Source organism: Stenotrophomonas sp. (assembly GCF_032099025.1).
Lineage (GTDB): Bacteria > Pseudomonadota > Gammaproteobacteria > Xanthomonadales > Xanthomonadaceae > Stenotrophomonas.
In genome coordinates, this window is record NZ_DAMCID010000037.1 from 1 (window position 1) to 19149 (window position 19149).

Sequence of the window (19149 nt, forward strand, 5' to 3'; positions counted from 1 at the left end):
GGCCGCGGCGGGGCCCTCAACGCTCGCGATGGATCTGATCGAAGACCGCGCCCCGACTCCTGCAGCCGTCGAACTCACAGGCTCCCATCATCGCGAGACGATCCTCGTTGGGGCCTGCCGGCCGCGGCGGGGCCCTCAACGCTCGCGATGGATCTGATCGAAGACCGCGCCCCGACTCCTGCAGCCGTCGAACTCACAGGCTCCCATCATCGCGAGACGATCCTCGTTGGGGCCTGCCGGCCGCGGCGGGGCCCTCAACGCTCGCGATGGATCTGATCGAAGACCGTGCCCCGGCTCCTACAGCCGTCGAACTGACACGCGCCCATCATCGCGAGACGAACCTCGTTGACGAACCTCGTTATTGGCGTCGCCGCGTCACGCCTCGTCGTCCGTCGGCAATGCCGTCGGTGGCGCACCCGGGGTGAACACGCCCGGATTGACGAAGGCACTGAGGATCGCATCCAGCGTCTGGGTGCCGTCGCGTTTGATCTCGAACAGCTCCGGTTCCAGCATCGCGCTGTACAGCACGCCGGTCAGGCTGGTGCTGACGATGCGCGCCACCGTGTCCACGTCCACCCCGGGACGGAGCTGGCCCAGCGCCTCCGCGCGCTGGAAGGCCGCGGCGAAAATGCCCAGCTCCTCGCGCGACGCTTCCAGCTGCAGCTCCTGCATCGCCTGGCTTTCCACCGAAAGATCGTTGCGCAGCATGATCTCCATCATGTTGCGCAGCCGCTCGTCATCGGCCAGCTCCTGGAAAGAGACCAGCAGCGCCGAGCGCAGGTCCAGCACCGGCGTGTTGCGCCGTGACGACGTGGTCCGCCGCAGGCGCTCGATGAACGGAATGCGCTCGCGGTCGATCATCGCCGTGAGCACCTCGGTCTTGTTCTTGAAGTGCCAGTACACCGCGCCGCGCGTATAACCGGCGCGCGCACCGATCATCGCCAGCGTGGTGTTGGCCACCCCGAACTCATGGAAACAGACCTGGGCCGCGTCAAGGATGCCCTCCCGGGTCGCCTGCGCCTCTTCTTTGGTTTTTCTGGCCATTGCGCTATGCAGCTGCTGGATGAAACCGGCCTGAATTGTACCGGTTTACAAACAAACATGCATGTATGTATATTTACGCCCCACTGTTCCCGGTGAGGGCGGCCCGTATCCACAAGAGCGGCCCCGTCGGGAGATCTGCCGCCTTTCTGGCCTGACCTGTCGATACCTGGCGGTCCGGTGCGTCGAAGGCAGGTCGGTCCTTCCCTTCTGTTCTGCTGCGAGCCCCCACCATGACCCGATCCCCGTACCGTCTTCTCGCGCTGTCCCTCGCGATCGCCCTGACCGTGTCCGCCTGCAGCGGAGGAGGTGAGGCAGGGCCGCAGGGTGGGCCGGGCCAGGTCACCGTGGCGACCCTCAAGGCCGGGCAGGTCGGCCTGACCCGCGAACTGCCCGGGCGGACCAACGCCTTCCTCGTCGCCGAAGTGCGCCCCCAGGTGAGCGGCATCGTCGCCAAGCGCCTGTTCACCGAGGGCGGGCTGGTTACCGCCGGCCAGCCGCTGTACCAGGTGGACGACGCCAGCTACCGCGCCGACGCCAACAGCGCCCGCGCCCAGCTGGCCCGCGCCGAGGCCACGGCCAATGCCGCGCGGCTGAGCGCCAAGCGCATCACCGCGCTCGCCAAGGTCGATGCGGTCAGCCAGCAGGACCTGGAAAATGCCGTGGCGACGCAGAAGCAGGCCGAGGCCGACGTCGGCGCGGCCAAGGCGGCGCTGGACGCGGCCAACGTCACCCTCGGCTATGCCCGCATCACCGCACCGATCAGCGGCCGCATCGGCAAGTCCTCGGTCACCCAGGGCGCGCTGGTCAGCGCCGGCCAGGCCGACGCGCTGGCCACCGTGCAGCAGCTGGACCCGATCTATGTCGATTTGACCCAATCGGCCAGCGAACTGCTGCAGATGCGCCGCGAGCTGGCCAGTGGCCGCCTGCAGGACAACCAGACCCTGCCCGTGACCATCCTGCTCGACGATGGCACCGAGTTCGATCACAAGGGCACGCTGGAGTTCTCCGAAGTCAGCGTCGATCCCACCACCGGCAGCTACGCGTTGCGGGTCAAGGTCGCCAATCCCGAACAGGTGCTGATGCCGGGCATGTACGTGCGCGCCCGGGTCGGCAGCGGCGTGCGCGAGAACGGCCTGCTGGTGCCGATGCAGGGCATTGCCCGCGACGCCAAGGGCGACACCACCGCCATGGTGGTGGGCAAGGACAACAAGGTCGAAGTGCGTCCAGTCAAGGTCAGCCGCGCGGTCGGCAGCACCTGGCTGGTTGAAGACGGCCTGCAGGCGGGTGACAAGGTCATCGTCGAAGGGCTGCAGAAGATCCAGCCGGGCATGCCCGTGCAGGCCACCGAGATGGGCGCGGCCCCGGCCACGCCGGCCGCACCGGCAGCCCAGGCCGCGCCGGCCGACACGCAGTAAGCGGAGAATTCCATGGCTCGTTATTTCATTGATCGCCCCATCTTCGCGTGGGTCATTGCGATCATCATCATGCTCGCCGGCGCGCTCGCCGTGGTGAAGCTGCCCGTGTCGATGTACCCCGAGGTGGCACCGCCCGCCGTCGAGATCAGCGCCAGCTACCCCGGCGCCTCGGCCAAGGTCGTGGAGGACTCGGTGACCCAGATCATCGAGCAGAACATGAAGGGCATCGATGGCCTGATCTACTTCTCCTCCAACAGCTCGGCCAACGGCCAGGCCACCATCACCCTGACCTTCGAAAGCGGCACCGACCCGGACATCGCCCAGGTGCAGGTGCAGAACAAACTGCAGCTGGCCATGCCGCTGCTGCCGCAGGAAGTACAGCGGCAGGGCATCAACGTGGCCAAGTCGAGCAGCGGCTTCCTGCAGGTCATCGGCTTCGTCTCCAACGACGGCAGCATGGATGCCAACGACATTTCCGACTACGTCGGCTCCAATGTCGTCGATCCGCTCAGCCGCGTGCCGGGCGTGGGCAACATCCAGGTGTTCGGTGGCAAGTACGCCATGCGCATCTGGCTGGACCCCAACAAGCTGCACACCTACAAGCTGTCGGTGGAGGAAGTGACCGCGGCCATCACCGCGCAGAACGCGCAGGTCGCCATCGGCCAGCTCGGCGGCGCGCCGTCGGTGAAGGGCCAGCAGCTCAACGCCACCATCAACGCGCAGGACCGCCTGCAGACGCCCGAACAGTTCCGCAACATCCTGGTCCGCGGCGGCACCGACGGCAGCGAACTGCGGCTGGGCGATGTCGCCCGCGTCGAGCTGGGCGCGGAGAGCTACGACTTCGTCACCCGTTACAACGGCAAGCCCTCCACCGGTATCGCCATCACCCTGGCCACCGGCGCCAACGCGCTGGATACCGCCAACGGCGTGCGTGCCGCGCTGGAGGACCTGAAGGAAAACTTCCCGGCCGGGCTGGAGTCGGTGGTGCCCTATGACACCACGCCGTTCGTGCAGGTCTCGATCAAGGGCGTCATCAAGACCCTGATCGAAGCCATCGTGCTGGTGTTCGTGGTGATGTACCTGTTCCTGCAGAACTTCCGCGCCACCCTGATCCCGACGATCGCGGTGCCGGTGGTGCTGCTCGGCACGTTCGGCATCCTGGCCGCGCTGGGCTTCTCGATCAACATGCTGACCATGTTCGCGATGGTGCTGGCGATCGGCCTGCTGGTGGACGATGCCATCGTGGTGGTGGAGAACGTCGAACGCATCATGTCCGAGGAAGGGCTGTCGCCGCTGGAGGCCACCCGCAAGTCGATGGGCCAGATCACCGGCGCGCTGGTCGGCATCGGCCTGGTGCTGTCGGCCGTGTTCGTGCCCATGGCCTTCATGAGCGGCTCCACGGGTGTGATCTACCGGCAGTTCTCGGCCACGATTGTCTCCGCGATGGCGCTGTCCGTGCTGGTCGCGATCGTGCTGACCCCGGCGCTGTGCGCGACCATGCTCAAGCCGCTCAAGAAGGGCGAGCACCACGTGGCACACAAGGGGCTGGCCGGGCGTTTCTTCGGCGGCTTCAACCGCGGCTTCGACCGCTCCAGCGAAACCTACCAGCGCGGCGTCAAGGGCATCCTGGCGCGGCCGTGGCGGTTCATGGCGGTCTTCGCCGCATTGGCGGTGGTGATGGGCCTGCTGTTCGCGCGGCTGCCCAGCTCGTTCCTGCCCAATGAAGACCAGGGCATCCTGATGGCGCTGGTGCAGACCCCGGTCGGCGCCACCCAGGAACGTACCCTGGAGGCGATGTACAAGCTGGAAGAGCACTTCCTCAAGAACGAAACCGAGGCGGTGGAATCGGTGTTCTCGGTGCAGGGCTTCAGCTTCGCCGGCATGGGCCAGAACGCCGGCATGTCCTTCATCAAGCTCAAGGACTGGAAGGACCGCGACGCTGACCAGGGCGTGGGTCCGATCACCGGGCGTGCGATGGGCGCGCTGGGCCAGATCAAGGACGCCTTCATCTTCGCCTTCCCGCCGCCGGCCATGCCGGAGCTGGGCATCGGTTCGGGCTACACCTTCTTCCTGAAGGACAACAGCGGCCAGGGCCATGACGCCCTGCTCAACGCGCGCAACCAGCTGCTGGGCGGTGCAGGGCAGAGCAAGCTGCTGGCCAACGTGCGCCCGAACGGCCAGGAAGACACCCCGCAGCTGCGCATCGACGTGGACGTGGAGAAGGCGAACGCGCTGGGCCTGTCGATCAGCTCGATCAACACCACCCTGGCGGCCGCATGGGGCAGCAGCTACATCGATGACTTCATCGACCGTGGCCGGGTCAAGCGCGTGTACGTGCAGTCCGACGCGCAGTTCCGCATGAACCCCGACGACTTCAACCTGTGGTCGGTGAAGAACACCGCCGGCGAGATGGTGCCCTTCAGTGCGTTCGCGTCCAAGCGCTGGGATTACGGTTCGCCGCGCCTGGAGCGCTACAACGGTGTGTCGGCGATGGAGATCCAGGGCGAGCCCGCCCCGGGCGTGGCCTCGGGCGATGCGATGGCCGAGATCGAGCGCATCGCCAAGGACCTGCCGCCGGGCTTCGAGATCGAATGGACCGCGCTGTCCTACCAGGAACGCCAGGCCGGTTCGCAGACGCCGCTGCTGTACACGCTGTCGCTGCTGATCGTGTTCCTGTGCCTGGCCGCACTGTACGAGAGCTGGAGCGTGCCGACCTCGGTGCTGCTGGTGGCGCCGCTGGGCATCCTGGGTGCCGTGCTGGCCAACAGCATGCGCGGCATGGAGCGCGACATCTACTTCCAGGTGGCGATGCTGACCACGGTGGGCCTGACCAGCAAGAACGCGATCCTGATCGTGGAGTTCGCCAAGGAGAACCTGGAGAAGGGTGCCGGGCTGCTGGAGGCGACCATGCACGCGGTGCGTGACCGCCTGCGCCCGATCATCATGACGTCGCTGGCGTTCGGCCTGGGCGTGCTGCCGCTGGCCATCGCCTCCGGCGCCGGTTCTGGCGCGCAGCGTGCGATCGGCACCGGCGTGCTGGGCGGCATGATCGTCGGCACCGTGCTGGGCCTGTTCTTCATCCCGCTGTTCTTCGTGGTGGTGCAGCGGCTGTTCAACCGGCGTAACGCCGCTTGAACGGATGTAGTGCCGGCCGCTGGCCGGCAACCACGCTCCGCTAGATGAAACTCCTGCTTGGAGCCGGCCAGCGGCCGGCACTACGGAATACGCCATGAACATTGCACGTCTGACCCTTTCCATCGCTGCCGCGCTGTTGCTGTCCGGCTGCGCCACGCTTGAGCCGAACAGCACGGAGGTCGCCCCGGCGATTCCGGCGCAGTGGCCGGCCACGACCTCGACCGGCACGCCGGTGGAGGTGGACGCCATCGGCTGGCGCGACTATTTCCTTGACCCGCGCCTGCAGTCGTTGATCGACCAGTCGCTGGACAACAACCGCGACCTGCGCGTGGCCGTGCTCAATGTCGAAAAGGCACGGGCGCAGTACCGCATCCAGCGCGCCGACCGCGTGCCCGCCGTCGGTGTGCAGGGCCAGATGACCCGCAGCGGCGGCGATGCCCCGGTGAGCGAGCAGTTCAGCGCCAACCTGGGCGTGGTCGAATTCGAACTGGACCTGTTCGGCCGCGTGCGCAACCTGAGCCAGGCGGCGTTGCAGCAGTACTTTGCCGAGGCCGCCAACCGGCGCAGCGCGCAGTTGTCGCTGGTGGCCGAGGTCGCCAACGCATGGCTGACCCTCGGGGCCGACCAGGAACAACTCACCATCGCCGAAGCCACGCTGGCGACCTATGAAGACTCGCTGCGGCTGAGCGAGGCCCGCCACGCGCTGGGTGGGTCCTCGGCGCTGGAACTGAGCCAGACCCGCACCCTGGTGGAGACGGCGCGCACCGACGTGGCGCGGTTCCGCGGGCAGGTGGCGCAGGACCGCAATGCACTGGTGCTGCTGGCCGGTGGACCGGTCGACGACGCGTTGCTGCCCGGCGGCGAGGTGACCGAGGTGGCGGCGGTGCGCGCATTGCCGGCCGGCGTGCCCGGCGAGGTGCTGTTGCGGCGCCCCGACGTGATGGCGGCCGAGCACACCCTGCTGTCGGCCAATGCCAATATCGGTGCGGCGCGCGCGGCGTTCTTCCCCTCGATCAGCCTGACCGGCAGTATCGGTTCGGCGTCCTCCGAGCTGTCCAACCTGTTCGACAGCGGCACCCGGGTGTGGAGTTTCATGCCCACCCTCAACCTGCCGATCTTCCAGGGAGGCAAGCTGCGCGCCGGGCTCGGCGTGGCCAATGCCAATCGCGACATCGCGCTGGCCCAGTATGAGAAGGCGATCCAGTCGGGGTTCCGCGAGGCCGCCGATGCGCTGGCGCTCAACGACAGCCTGGACGCGCAGCTGGCCTCGCAGCAGGCGCTCGTGGCCGCGGCCGAGCAGGCGCGCACGCTGTCACAAGCGCGCTATGACGCGGGCCTGGACAGCTTCGTGACCCTGCTCGATGCACGCCGCACGGCCTATACCGCGCGCCAGTCGCTGGTCAGCACGCAGCTGGCGCGGCAGTCGAACCAGGTGGCGCTGTACAAGGTGCTGGGCGGTGGGTGGCATGAGCGGGGCGACGTGGCCGCGCGTTGATGGGCCGCGTGGGACACGCATGGCGTGTCGCTACGCGCCGCCCGTACCGGACGTAGGGACACGCCACGCGTGTCCGCGCGCTGCCCGATCGGATCAATCGCCGCCGCGCCGCTTCTCCAATGCCTTGCTGGCCTGGTGCGCCATCTGTTCGTAGGTGCGGCGGATCTCCTCCAGCCGTTCCTCGTCCAGTTCCTCAAGATCCAGCAGCTCGTTGTTGGCCTCGGCGGTGACCCGGATCAGCTCGTCGAGCTTGATCTGGATCGCCGCCGTGTCGGCGTTCTGGCTATGCTGGATCAGGAATACCATCAGGAAGGTGATGATGGTGGTGCCGGTGTTGATCACCAGCTGCCAGGTATCGTTGAACGTGAAGATGGGACCGGTCAGGGCCCAGATCAGCACGATGCTGACCGCCCCCAGGAACGTCCACGGCGTGCCTGCCGCATACGAGGCCTTCTTGGCCACCAGGTTGAACACACGTCTGAGTTTCATGAGGCTCGGTACGGCTGACCAGGAGGCCTCACATCATTGGCGCGGCGCCGTGTACGGGCCGTGCAGCAGACGTCAGGCGCGCGCACCCAGGCGCGGGCGCGCGTTCTGGTCGTGGCGGCCGGTCAGGTACACGTGCTCCCAGCACTGCTCGACGAAGGCGCGGGCCTGGTCTTCGGTCAGGCGCGGCATGATCTGCAGCGCGTACTGGGTCTGGAAGGCCTCATCGCGCTCCTCGTCGGTGGCACGCGGCTGGGTGATCAGCGAATCGCAGGCGAATTTGATCCACGGCACGTAGTGGCCGAACGAGCCGGTCCCCAGCAGGCCGTCGGCATGCCGCTGCCTCCAATGGCTGACTTCGGCGTCGACGTCGATCACGGCGGGGATGGAAAGCGGGACGGAGGACATGGGTGCGTCGATTCGTAGGGAAGGAAGGGCAGAGCTAGAGTGCGTGCCGTGCAGTGCATGCAACGTCATGACGATGTGCAGCCGGCGTAGCGGTTGTGCGCCGTTACTCGACGGGCTCGCAAGCAACTGGGCGCGATCCACCACGCCGAGTCGTTCTGCAAGCGTGGCCAGCGGGTTGCACAGGTCGATGCACTGCGCGGGATGGGAATCGATGAGGTCATCCTGGAGGGCCTGGTAGGCGTTCCAGAACGGCGCCGAGTTGCGGTGGATCGCGTACTGCGCCTGCAGTGCTTTCCAGGCCTGTAGCAGCGCCGGGTCGTGCGCAGGAGAATGCGGTGATCCACCCTAGTCGCATTGCTGCAGCGGTTTGTTAGCGCTGCGTGTTCAACGCGTACGGCGCGCGTCGCGCCACCGCCGCAGACACTGACGCAGACGCAACAGCCGCAGTGCTTGCGGCCGTTCGCCGCGAGCTGAAGCATTCATAACGGCCCGTGTTCGTGCCGGGACGCCGTACCTCGTGCTGCGCATCGCACACCGCGACTGCGCAGCACGACACGGATCATTCGCCGATGTCTTCGTTCCAGACCTCGGGGTGCGCGGAGATGAATCCGCCCAGCAGCTCGATGCATTCCTGGCTCTGCATGTCGATCACCTGCACGCCGTTCTCGCGCAGCCAGTCGATGCCGCCCTGGAAGGTGACCGATTCGCCCACCACCACGGTGCCGATGTTGAACTGGCGCACCAGCCCGCTGCAGTACCAGCACGGGGCCAGCGTGGTCACCATGATCGTGTCCTGGTAGCGGCGCTGGCGGCCGGCCTTGCGGAACGCGTCGGTCTCGCCATGCACGGACGGGTCGCCTTCCTGCACGCGGCGGTTGTGGCCGCAGCCGAGCAGACGGCCGTCGTTGTGGTACAGCGCCGCGCCGATCGGAATGCCGCCCTCGGCCAGGCCCTGGCGGGCTTCGGCAATGGCGGTCTCAAGCAGGGCGGCGTAGTCGGGCGTGGTGATCATGGGCGGTCCGTTCAACAGAAGGGGGCATGATAGGGGCGCAGGGGCGCTTCGGGCACCCGGCCGGACAGCAGGGCGTGACCGGCTTCGCACCCCCGGGTGCCGCCGACCGCCCAGCGGTGCGATAATCCGGGTCATGAGCGAATCCCCCTACAAGAGTGGCACCACCCATTTCGGCTTCCGCGATGTTGCCGCCAAGGACAAGCAGAAGCTGGTGGGCGAAGTGTTCACCTCGGTCGCGCGCAGCTACGACCTGATGAACGACCTGATGAGCCTGGGCATCCACCGGGCGTGGAAGCGCTACTACGTAGCCACCGCGCAGGTGAAGCCGGGCGACCGCGTGCTGGACCTGGCCGGCGGCACCGGCGATATCGCCGCGCTGATCAAGGAGCGCGTGGGCGACGAGGGTGAAGTGGTGCTGGGTGACATCAACGCCGGCATGCTGTCGGTGGGCCGCGACCGGCTGACCAACCGCGGCCTGGTCTCCGGGCTGGAATACGTCCAGTGCAACGCCGAGGCGCTGCCGTTCCCCGATGCCAGCTTCGACCTGGTCACCATCGCCTTCGGCCTGCGCAACGTGACCGACAAGGATGCCGGCCTGCGCGAGATGTACCGCGTGCTCAAGGTCGGCGGCCAGGCGCGCGTGCTGGAGTTCTCCGAGGTCACCGCGGACTGGTTCAAGCCCATCTACGACTTCCACTCGTTCAAGATCCTGCCCAAGCTGGGCCAGCTGTTCGCGCGTGACGGCAGCAGCTACCAGTACCTGGCCGAGAGCATCCGCAAGCACCCGCCGCAGGAACAGCTCAAGACCATGATGGGCGAGGCCGGTTTCGCGCGCTGCCATTACAAGAACCTTACCGGCGGCATCGTGTCGATTCACTCCGGCTACAAGGTTTGAGACACCGGTCCAGTTCCCGCTGAGGGAGCTGGGCCACACTGCGGGCAGACCGCCAACGAGCGCCTGCCATGCGTCTATACCGCGGCCTGGCCCGCGTGTTTCCCCGTTCGTTCAGCGCCAAGCTGATGACGGTCGTGTTTATCGGCGTGCACGTGCCGCTGCTGGTGTTGCTGCTGTGGATGGCATTCAGTGGCCACTACCAGCAGGACACGATGTGGACCGTGGTGGGGGTGGTGCTGGGCGCCACCCTGGTCGGCGCGGGCATGGCGATGATGGCGCTGTACCGGCTGATGTCGCCGCTTCGCCAGGCCGCCGAAGCGCTGGAGGCGTACTACGACGAGCAGCGCCTGCCGCACCTGCCCGACCTGGGCCACGACGAGATCGGCCGCCTGCTGCGCGGCATCAACCGCAGCCTGCACGGGGTGGATGCCGGTCTGCGCGACCTGCGCCGCAGCGTGCTGCTGGATCCGCTGACCCAGGCGCTCAACCGCCGGGGCTGTGAACAGGCACTGGCCGACTCGGCATCGCTGGCGCAATCGCGCCGGCAACCGCTCACCTTGTTCGTGGTGGACCTGGACAACCTCAAGCCGATCAACGACGCCCATGGGCACCTGGCCGGCGACCAGGTGCTGGTGCGGCTGGTGGTCTCGGCGCGGCAATGGCTGCAGCCCAGCGACTGGATCGGCCGCTGGGGCGGCGATGAATTCCTGCTGGCGGTGCATGCGCGCCATGACGTGGCCTGCGACCGCCTGCGCAGCTGGCTGGACCGGCTGGCCGAGCCGGTCGCGGGTACCGAGCCGCCCCTGAAGGCCAGTGCCGGCGGTGCCGGCTACCGCCCGGGCGAGGACCTGCGCGAGCTGTACCGCCGGGCCGATACGGCCATGTACCGGGCCAAGTCCGCTGGCGGCGCCCGACTGCTGTGTGAGGACGACTGAATGCGCGCGGCGCAGGCATCAGGCTGCCGCGGGCGTTGGACAGGCGTAAACTGGTGGTTTCACCCTGATCGGTCCCGATTCATGCGATCTCCGTTCCTGCTGATTCCCCTCGCCGTCGCGCTTGCCGCCGGCTGCTCCAAAGAGCCCGCCGCCCCGACCGCGGCCCCCGCCGCCCAGCCGAGCGCCGCCAACACCGTGAAAGCCGACAACCGCAGCCACGATGAAAGTTCGTACGCCGAACCGGACAAGGTCGCCATCAAGGACCTCGCGCTGGACTTGAAGCTGGACTTCGACAACAAGCAGATCGGCGGCACCGCCACCTACACGCTGGACTGGAAGGACAAGGCGGCCAAGCAGCTGGTGCTGGACACCCGCGAGCTGACCATTGAAAAGGTCGAGGCCGTGGGCGCCGATGGCAAGACCGCGCCGCTGCAGTTCGTGCTGGCGCCGGCCGACAAGGTGTTCGGCAGCAAGCTGACCATCGAGGCCCCGGAACAGCCGGGCAAGGTGCTGGTGACCTACCACACCGCGCCGACGGCCTCGGGCCTGCAGTGGCTGGAGCCGTCCATGACCGAGGGCAAGCAGCTGCCCTTCATGTTCAGCCAGTCGCAGGCCATCCACGCCCGTTCGTGGGTGCCGCTGCAGGACACGCCGAGCGTGCGCTTCACCTACAGCGCGCACGTGACCTCGCGCCCGGACGTGATGGTGCTGATGAGCGCCGACAACGATCCCAAGGCCGCGCGTGATGGTGACTACACCTTCAAGATGCCGCAGCCGATTCCGTCCTACCTGCTGGCGATCGCCGCGGGCGACCTGGTGTTCGAGCCGATCTCCGGACGTTCCGGCGTGTGGGCCGAGCCGACCATGGTGGGCAAGGCGGCGAAGGAATTCGAAGACACCGAAAAGATGATCGGTGCGGCCGAGAAGCTCTACGGCGAATACCGCTGGGGCCGCTACGACATGCTGGTGCTGCCGCCGTCGTTCCCGTTCGGCGGCATGGAAAACCCGCGCCTGACCTTCGCCACCCCGACCGTGATCGTGGGCGACAAGTCGCTGGTCTCGCTGGTCGCCCATGAGCTGGCGCACAGCTGGTCGGGCAACCTGGTGACCAACTCCAGCTGGAAGGACATCTGGCTCAACGAAGGCTTCACCACCTACGTGCAGGGCCGCATCACCGAAGCGCTGTATGGCCAGGAAATGGCCGAGATGGAGCGTGAGATCGACCAGAACGACCTGCTGGCCGAGGTGAAGGACATGAGCCCGGGCGACCAGGCCCTGGCCCTGCCGCCGCTGACCGAGCGCGATCCGGACGAGGCGCTGAGCAACGTGGCCTACGTCAAGGGGTCGTGGTTCCTGCAGTTCCTGGAACAGCGCTTCGGCCGCGAGGTGTTCGATCCGTTCCTGCGGGGCTGGTTCGACGACCACGCCTTCCAGAGCGCCAACACCGACCAGTTCGTCGACTACCTGAAGAAGAACCTGCTGTCCAAGAAGCCGGGTGCGGTGACCGATGCCGAGCTGAAGGCCTGGCTGGAAGAGCCGGGTATCCCGTCCTTCGCCACCAAGGCGCGTTCGCGCAACTTCACCATCGTCGATACCGGCCGTATCGCATGGCTGGGCAGTGGCACGCTGCCCAGCGCGCAGGTCACCAGCGAGTGGGGCACCCAGGAATGGGTGCACTTCATCGACGGCCTGGGCAAGACCCTGCCGGTCGACAAGCTGGCCGCGCTGGACCGCGCGTACAAGTTCACCGGCACCGCCAACGGCGAAATCGCGATGCGCTGGTACCCGCTGGCGATCCGCAGCGGGTACGTGGAGGCCAATGAGGCCGCCGGTGCCTTCATCGAACGCGTCGGCCGCCGCAAGCTGATCCTGCCGATCTACGCCGAACTGGTGAAGACCCCGGAAGGTCTGGCCTTCGCCAAGGCGGCCTTCGAAAAAGCCAAGCCGAGCTACCACCCGATCACTACCGCATCGGTGCAGGACATGCTGGACAAGGCCACCCCGGCCGCGCCGTAACCGCGCGCACGGTGTTCAACGACAACGGCGGGGAAACCCCGCCGTTGTCGTGTCCGGGGGTCGGGATGATTACGACATACTCGTGCCACCGCCCGGCTTGGCGGCATGCCGGTGTCGCTGAACATCGCGGGGCGTGGTGATGGGTTATTGAAGGCGTGTATGTGATTGGATTCCTATTATTCCGAGCTCTCGGTTCATAGGAATATCCACTGCTTAAGGGCGTTATCGATAACATTGGTCATAAGGTCGCGGCGGCCCTCGACCAACGCAATTCCCCTTCCGGACTCACGAAGGCTTCAGTGAAGGCGGCCCTGGCGGAGGCTGATTCCGCTGTGACGTCGAATTCCAAGGATCGGATCACGGCGTCGCTGACGGAGCTGCGCAACGGCGCTTACAGTAGCGCTGAGCTGAAGCGCCTCACGGGAAACCACAGCCTGGAACATGATGTGGGGAGCCGCGTGCGCCAGTTGGAGCAGGCGCTGAGGGACATCAGAAACCACAAACCCGCGGTCGCGTCTCCCCCGTTGCCCGCTGCCAAGCCTGCCAATCACCGGGCGGGCGCGCCCGTTCGGAATGAGGGCCGCTTGGATTGCCGTCGTCCGGATAAAAAAGACATGGAAATGCCCGGCAAGGAAATGCCCGGCAAGCGCGACGCTGTCGTGCAGCGGGCAGCGCAGATCAAACCCGTGCCCAAGCCCAACCCATGGGATGGTGATCTGTCCACTATCCGACCCCCTCTTCAGCCCCATACCGGCGAAGCCATTCAAGCGAAGGCACTGCTTTACAATTCCGAGCACCATGCGTCCACGCCTGAGCATCGGCAGCAGTTCAGCGATTACAGCGATGCGGTCAGCGCGATGTTGGTGATCCAGGATCAGGCCACGGTTGCGGCCATGGCGTACGACAAGCTGGCCGGCAAGTTGGACAAGGGAGCTTGTTTTTCCTTCGGTGAGCTCAGGATGAAGTATCCCGAACTTCAGCGCGCGTACGACGGCAAGCTTGCGGCGGAAGGGAAAATTGATGCTGCAACAAAGAAGGCGCAGCGGGCGTACAACAGGCTTGAGGCGACCTGGCTTGCGCAGGGATTCAGGATACGTCCGCAAGCGCTGGAAACGCGCCTGTTCGACAAGGTCTTTGGCGCGAAGTAGACACCGAATGCACGCGTGCGGCTGATTGGGATGCGACGCCACCTCCCTCCCCGTTACAGTAGGCAGGTGGCGCGTGTGGGCGTCGTCGATCCCTGGAGCTTGCAATGCAACGATTGATCCTCCTCGCCGCCTGCGCGTTCGCGCTGGCCGCCTGCAGCAACCCGGAAGAAGAACGCAGGGCGCAGGAGGCGGCCGCCTCCGCCGCCAAAGCCCAGCAGGAAGAGAAGGCCGAAGGCGTAGCCAAGCAGTACGACATGGCGGTGGCCGCCCAGGACTGGGAACGCGCGCGCATCCACGGCGGTTCGCTGCTGGACCAGTACAAGGACACCGACGTGGCCGCACGCATCGAGCCGGGCTATGACGAGGTCAAGGCCAAGGCCGAGACCGCGCGCGAGCTGCGCCGCATGCAGGGCCTGTGGCAGTACAACCAGGTGCCCGTGGGCAGCAAGGGCAACCAGGTCTCGGCGTCGATCTACAGCAAGGAACGCGTGGACGTGGACGGCACCGGCCCCAAGCCGGTGCAGCTGATCTTCCGCGACCACCCCGAGTGGAAGCGGCACGCGTACCTGGTGCTGCAGGCCGGTGACTTCCGCTGCCCGCAGTGCACGGTGAAAGTCACGGTCGACGACGGCAAGCCGATCTCGATGGCCGCATGGCGACCGAAGACCGACGAGGCGATCGCCATGTTCATCACTGACCAGAAGGCGCTGTGGAAGCTGGCGCGCAAGGCGAAATCGATCAGCATCGAATTCCCGGTCAAGGCCGGCGGCACCCGCACCGCCGTCTTCGAGACCGGCGGCGTGGACGCCAGCAAGATGCCGAACGGGTGGAATTGAGCGGCCGGAGCGAAGGCGTAGAGCGCGTTGCCGACTAACAGTCGGCACTACAGAGCCGACTGGGTAGAGCCGACTGTTAGTCGGCTGCATTCCGCACCGCACCCAAACCCACGCGTTAGGAGCATTGCCGACTAACAGTCGGCACTACAGTCGGCACTACAGTCGGCACTACAGGCGCCCGTATCCCCTCTGGAGAAACAGCCCCCTTCTGTTAAGGGGGCGCGCCGACAGGCGCGGGGATAGGTGGAATGCCCGGGGGCCCACTATTCGCCAAGGCGAATAGTGGGCGAGCAATTCAACCAGCAGTGCGGTTACGCGCCCAGCGCGTAACCGAACTGCTGTTTGAATTGCTCGTTGAACTCGTCAAACGTGAACCGCTGGTTCTGGGTGCCCGGGTGCTCGACCTTCAGCGCGCCCATCAGGTTGCCCATGCGGCCGATGGTCAGCCAGTCGTAGCCCTTTTCGATGCCGTAGATCAGGCCGGCGCGGAACGCGTCGCCGCAGCCGGTCGGGTCAACCACACGGCGCTCGTGCGCCGGCGGAATGTCGTAGGTCTTTTCCGGGGTGTGGATGACCGCGCCCTTCGGGCCACGGGTGGTGATGTAGGCCTTGACCCGGCTCACGATCGCCGTTTCGTCCCAGCCGGTGCGTTCCTGCAGCAGGTTGGACTCGTAATCGTTGACCACCACGTAGTCCGCCTGCTCGATGAACGTGCGCAGTTCAGGGCCGTTGAACAGCGGCATGGCCTGGCCCGGGTCGAAGATGAACGGCACGCCGGCCGCGGAGAACTCCTCGGCGTTCTGGATCATGCCTTCGCGGCCGTCCGGGCCGACCAGGCCCAGGGTCACGCCCGGCACGTCCTTCACGTGGTTTTCGTAGGACCGCATCATCGCGCCCGGGTGGAAGGCGGTGATCTGGTTGTTGTCGTGGTCGGTGGTGATGAACGCCTGGGGCGTGAACAGCTCATCGATCACCTTCACCCGGGTCAGGTCGATGCCCAGCCCCTGGAAATACTCGCGGTACGGGCCGAAGTCCGAGCCCACGGTGCCCATCGGGATCGGGTCGCCGCCCAGCAGGTGCAGGTTGTAGGCGATGTTGCCGGCGCAGCCACCGAACTCCCGGCGCATGCGCGGCACCAGGAACGAGACGTTCAGGATGTGCACCTTGTCCGGCAGGATGTGATTCTTGAACTGGTCCGGGAACACCATGATGGTGTCGAAGGCAAGAGAACCACAGATCAAAGCGGACATCGATTAAGGCCTATGTGGAAGGTAGCTTGAGGCCCGCCTGGCGGGCAACGAAACGGCGCCCTGAGGCGCCCAATAACGCAAAGGTTAACGGGTGAGACGCCGCAGGGCCAGAACCCCGGCTGTCCGGATCCGCCTGAATGGCCGCCAAGGCTGGCGTTGGGCCAGATTTGTCCTTGCTCGCGCACAGGGGGATTGCTAGGCTTGTCGGTCTCGAATTCTGCCCAATTTTTCGCCATCCCGCGTTGGGCGCGACACCCCTCAGGATCAACTCCCAGATGTTCAAGAAACTGCGTGGCATGTTCTCCAATGACCTGTCCATTGACCTGGGCACGGCCAATACCCTCATCTACGTGCGCGGGCAGGGAATCGTGCTGAACGAGCCGTCGGTCGTGGCCGTGCGCCAGGACCGCGCCATCGGTGGCACCCGCTCCGTGGCCGCCGTCGGCGCCGAGGCCAAGCAGATGCTGGGCCGTACGCCGGGCCACATCACCACCATCCGCCCGATGAAGGACGGCGTCATCGCCGACTTCACCTACACCGAGGCGATGCTCAAGCACTTCATCAAGAAGGTGCACAAGTCGCGGTTCCTGCGCCCGAGCCCGCGCGTGCTGGTCTGCGTGCCGGCCGGTTCGACCCAGGTCGAGCGCCGCGCCATCAAGGAATCGGCCGAAGAGGCCGGTGCCCGCGACGTGTTCCTGATTGAAGAACCCATGGCGGCCGCCATCGGCGCCGGCATGCCGGTGACCGAGGCGCGCGGTTCGATGGTCATCGACATCGGCGGCGGCACCACCGAGGTGGCGGTGATCTCGCTGAACGGCATCGTCTATTCCGCCTCGGTGCGCATTGGCGGCGACCGCTTCGACGAGTCGATCACCAATTACGTGCGCCGCAACCACGGCATGCTGATCGGTGAAGCGACCGCCGAGCGGATCAAGGTCGAGCTCGGCTGCGCGTACCCGCAGGCCGAAGTCATCGAAATGGAGATCTCGGGCCGCAACCTCGCCGAGGGCGTGCCGAAGATGATCAAGATCAACTCCAACGAGGTGCTGGAAGCCCTGCACGAACCGCTGTCGGGCATTGTCAGCGCGGTCAAGCTGGCGCTGGAACAGACCCCGCCGGAACTGTGCGCCGACGTCGCCGAGCGCGGCATCGTGCTCACCGGTGGTGGCGCCCTGCTGCGTGACCTGGACCGCCTGATCTCCGAGGAAACCGGCCTGCACGTGCAGGTCGCCGACGATCCGCTGACCTGCGTGGCCCGCGGTGGCGGTCGTGCGCTGGAGCTGGTGGACATGCACGGCAACGAGTTCTTTGCGCCGGAGTAAGTCGTACCGTTCCTGTGCCGTAGACGCGCCCCTGCGGCGTGATGCCCGCTGCGTGCCTGCCACGCCGGGCATCGCAGCGCCGGGGCGTTGTCGCATCCCGGTGGCGCCCGCGCGCTTCCTTCCCCTCTTGTCCAGTCGAAGCCAGTCGTGCCGCCCTACGCCGGTCCTCCCGTAGCCTCCCGCCAGGGTGATGCCAGCAGCCCCCTGCGGCTGCTCGCCTACCTGGCCCTGGCCATCACCCTGATCGTGCTCGACGACCAGGCTGGCTGGCTGGCGCGCCTGCGCGCCCAGGCCAACGTCCTCGTGCAACCGGTGTGGGCCCTGGCCGGCCTGCCGGGTCGGCTGGGCACGCAGGTCAAGGACAACGCGGCCAGCCACGGCCAGCTGGTCGACGAGAATCGCGTGCTGCGCAACCAGCTGCTGATCGCCAATGCGCGCCTGACCCGCCTGCAGACCGCGGCGCTGGACAACGCGCAGCTGCGCGAACTGCTCAACGTTGCCGAGCGCAGCGGGCTGGACGTGCAGCTGGCGCCGATCCTGGACATCGACCTGGACCCGGTGCGTCAGCGCCTGGTGCTGGCCGCCGGCAGCCGCGATGGCGTGCACGTGGGCCAGGCCGTGATCGACTCGGGCGGCCTGATGGGGCAGGTGATCGCCACGACCGGCGGCAATGCCACCGTGCTGCTGCTCACCGACCCGGATCATGCGGTGCCCGTCACCGTCGCCCGCAATGGCGTGCGCCTGATCGTGTACGGCCGTGGCGATACCCTGGAACTGCGCGACATTCCGCTCAGCGCAGGCGTGGAGGTGGGCGATGAGATCGTCACCTCCGGCCTCGGCGGTCGCTTCCCGGCCGGCTTCCCGGTCGGCAGGATCACCGCGCTGCGCCCCGACGACACCCACGCCTTCCTGGTCGGCGAGCTCAAGCCCGCCGCCCAGCTCGACCGCGGCCGCGATGTGCTGCTCCTTAGGCCGGGCGCTGCAATCCGAGTCCCACCAAACCTGCAGCTTTCAGAAGCTGCAGGCGGACCGGCGGCTCCTGCGCCTGCGGCGCATGAACCGCCTCAGCCAAATTCGTCTTCGACGAATCCGGCTGCCGGGGGGGCATTCCCCCTTAACCCCGCGCCTTCGGCGCGCCCCCTTCAACAAGAAGGGGGCTCCTCGCCGGTTGGCTCTACGGTAGCGCCGACTGTTAGTCGGCCCACGCAGGCTCCATCGGAGCCGGCCCAACCTGCACCCCAGCCATCGTCAACGGGGCCGACCCCATGAGCCGCCTGCGCGACAAACCCTGGGTGCTGCCGGTCAGCATCGTGCTGGCGCTGCTGCTGGGGCTGCTGCCGTTGCCGGCGCTGCTGCAGCCGCTGCGGCCGTACTGGCTGGCGCTGGTGCTGGCCTACTGGGTCATCGAGGCGCCGGACCGGGTCGGGTTGGGCGTGGCCTTTGTCTGCGGTGTGGTCGCCGATCTGCTGTATGGCGGCGTGCTGGGCGAACAGGCGCTGCGGCTGGTCATGCTGACCTTCATCCTGCAGCGCTTCCGCGCCCGCATCCGCTTCTTCCCGATGTCCCAGCAGGTGCTGGCGATCGGCGGCCTGCTGTTCAACGACCGCATCGTCAGTGCCGTGGTCCACATCGCCGTGGGCGAACCGACCCTGCCGTGGTCGTACTGGTGGGCGCCGTTGCTGGGCATGGGCCTGTGGCCGCTGGTGTTCGTGCTGCTGGATGCGGTCCGCTTCGGACGTCGCGGGCGCTGAC

Annotated in this window: 16 protein-coding genes; 11 read left to right on the forward strand and 5 right to left on the reverse strand. The window is 66.8% G+C overall.

The window, feature by feature from the left end; genetic code table 11:
* Positions 1-375 precede the first annotated feature (375 nt).
* Entirely contained in the window at positions 376-1044 is a 669-nt protein-coding gene (locus RT456_RS17990) for a TetR family transcriptional regulator (protein ID WP_313348606.1), read from the reverse strand.
* A 230-nt stretch (positions 1045-1274) separates the two neighbouring features.
* Between RT456_RS17990 and smeD the strand changes: the two genes are divergently transcribed.
* The 3 genes from smeD (at position 1275) to RT456_RS18005 (ending at position 7089) form a co-directional block, all read left to right on the forward strand.
* Entirely contained in the window at positions 1275-2459 is a 1185-nt protein-coding gene (smeD, locus tag RT456_RS17995) for a multidrug efflux RND transporter periplasmic adaptor subunit SmeD (protein ID WP_313348608.1), read from the forward strand.
* A 12-nt stretch (positions 2460-2471) separates the two neighbouring features.
* A complete protein-coding gene (gene smeE / locus RT456_RS18000) occupies positions 2472-5594 on the forward strand; it encodes a multidrug efflux RND transporter permease subunit SmeE (protein ID WP_313348609.1) in 3123 nt (1040 codons plus the stop codon).
* 94 nt (positions 5595-5688) lie between these two features.
* On the forward strand, positions 5689-7089 hold the full coding sequence (locus RT456_RS18005; RefSeq protein ID WP_313348610.1) for an efflux transporter outer membrane subunit: 1401 nt from the start codon (positions 5689-5691) through the stop codon (positions 7087-7089).
* 93 nt (positions 7090-7182) lie between these two features.
* On the opposite strand, the gene RT456_RS18010 is transcribed toward RT456_RS18005, so the two are convergent.
* The 3 genes from RT456_RS18010 to RT456_RS18020 all read right to left on the reverse strand — a co-directional run bounded on the left by RT456_RS18010 (position 7183) and on the right by RT456_RS18020 (position 8995).
* Positions 7183-7578, reverse strand: a complete 396-nt coding sequence (locus RT456_RS18010) for a low affinity iron permease family protein (RefSeq protein WP_313348611.1) — start codon at positions 7576-7578, stop codon at positions 7183-7185.
* Between the two features lie 72 nt (positions 7579-7650).
* Positions 7651-7983, reverse strand: a complete 333-nt coding sequence (locus RT456_RS18015) for a hypothetical protein (protein WP_313348613.1) — start codon at positions 7981-7983, stop codon at positions 7651-7653.
* Between the two features lie 559 nt (positions 7984-8542).
* Positions 8543-8995 carry a nucleoside deaminase gene (locus tag RT456_RS18020; RefSeq protein WP_313348614.1) on the reverse strand — a complete coding sequence of 151 codons (453 nt, stop codon included), beginning with the start codon at positions 8993-8995 and terminating at the stop codon, positions 8543-8545.
* Positions 8996-9128: 133 nt separating this feature from the next.
* Here RT456_RS18020 and ubiE point away from each other — a divergent pair, with 133 nt between their 5' ends.
* The 5 genes from ubiE to RT456_RS18045 all read left to right on the forward strand — a co-directional run bounded on the left by ubiE (position 9129) and on the right by RT456_RS18045 (position 14825).
* Positions 9129-9890, forward strand: a complete 762-nt coding sequence (gene ubiE / locus RT456_RS18025; protein WP_313348616.1) for a bifunctional demethylmenaquinone methyltransferase/2-methoxy-6-polyprenyl-1,4-benzoquinol methylase UbiE — start codon at positions 9129-9131, stop codon at positions 9888-9890.
* 68 nt (positions 9891-9958) lie between these two features.
* Positions 9959-10825 carry a GGDEF domain-containing protein gene (locus RT456_RS18030; protein WP_313348618.1) on the forward strand — a complete coding sequence of 289 codons (867 nt, stop codon included), beginning with the start codon at positions 9959-9961 and terminating at the stop codon, positions 10823-10825.
* Positions 10826-10906: 81 nt separating this feature from the next.
* On the forward strand, positions 10907-12841 hold the full coding sequence (locus RT456_RS18035) for a M1 family metallopeptidase (protein ID WP_313348620.1): 1935 nt from the start codon (positions 10907-10909) through the stop codon (positions 12839-12841).
* A gap of 299 nt (positions 12842-13140) precedes the next feature.
* Positions 13141-13989, forward strand: coding sequence for a hypothetical protein (locus RT456_RS18040; RefSeq protein ID WP_313348622.1), 849 nt, complete (start codon positions 13141-13143; stop codon positions 13987-13989).
* Between the two features lie 104 nt (positions 13990-14093).
* Positions 14094-14825 (forward strand): hypothetical protein, encoded by a 732-nt coding sequence (locus RT456_RS18045; RefSeq protein WP_313348624.1) that lies wholly within the window; start codon positions 14094-14096, stop codon positions 14823-14825.
* A gap of 311 nt (positions 14826-15136) precedes the next feature.
* Here RT456_RS18045 and RT456_RS18050 read toward each other — a convergent pair whose 3' ends face one another.
* Complete coding sequence (locus RT456_RS18050) at positions 15137-16075, reverse strand: carbohydrate kinase family protein (RefSeq protein ID WP_313348627.1); 939 nt, start codon at positions 16073-16075, stop codon at positions 15137-15139.
* A 275-nt stretch (positions 16076-16350) separates the two neighbouring features.
* On the opposite strand from RT456_RS18050, the gene RT456_RS18055 reads away from it, so the two are divergent.
* From RT456_RS18055 to mreD, 3 genes are all read left to right on the forward strand, one after another.
* Entirely contained in the window at positions 16351-17397 is a 1047-nt protein-coding gene (locus RT456_RS18055) for a rod shape-determining protein (RefSeq protein ID WP_038686189.1), read from the forward strand.
* Between the two features lie 147 nt (positions 17398-17544).
* Positions 17545-18666: a rod shape-determining protein MreC gene (gene mreC / locus RT456_RS18060; RefSeq protein WP_313348629.1), complete on the forward strand. Its 1122-nt coding sequence runs from the start codon at positions 17545-17547 to the stop codon at positions 18664-18666.
* The gene (gene mreD / locus RT456_RS18065) at positions 18663-19148 is read left to right on the forward strand and encodes a rod shape-determining protein MreD (protein WP_313348630.1); all 486 of its coding nucleotides are present in this window, start codon (positions 18663-18665) and stop codon (positions 19146-19148) included. The genes mreC and mreD overlap by 4 nt, the downstream gene beginning before the upstream one ends.
* The last annotated feature ends 1 nt before the right edge of the window (position 19149 follow it).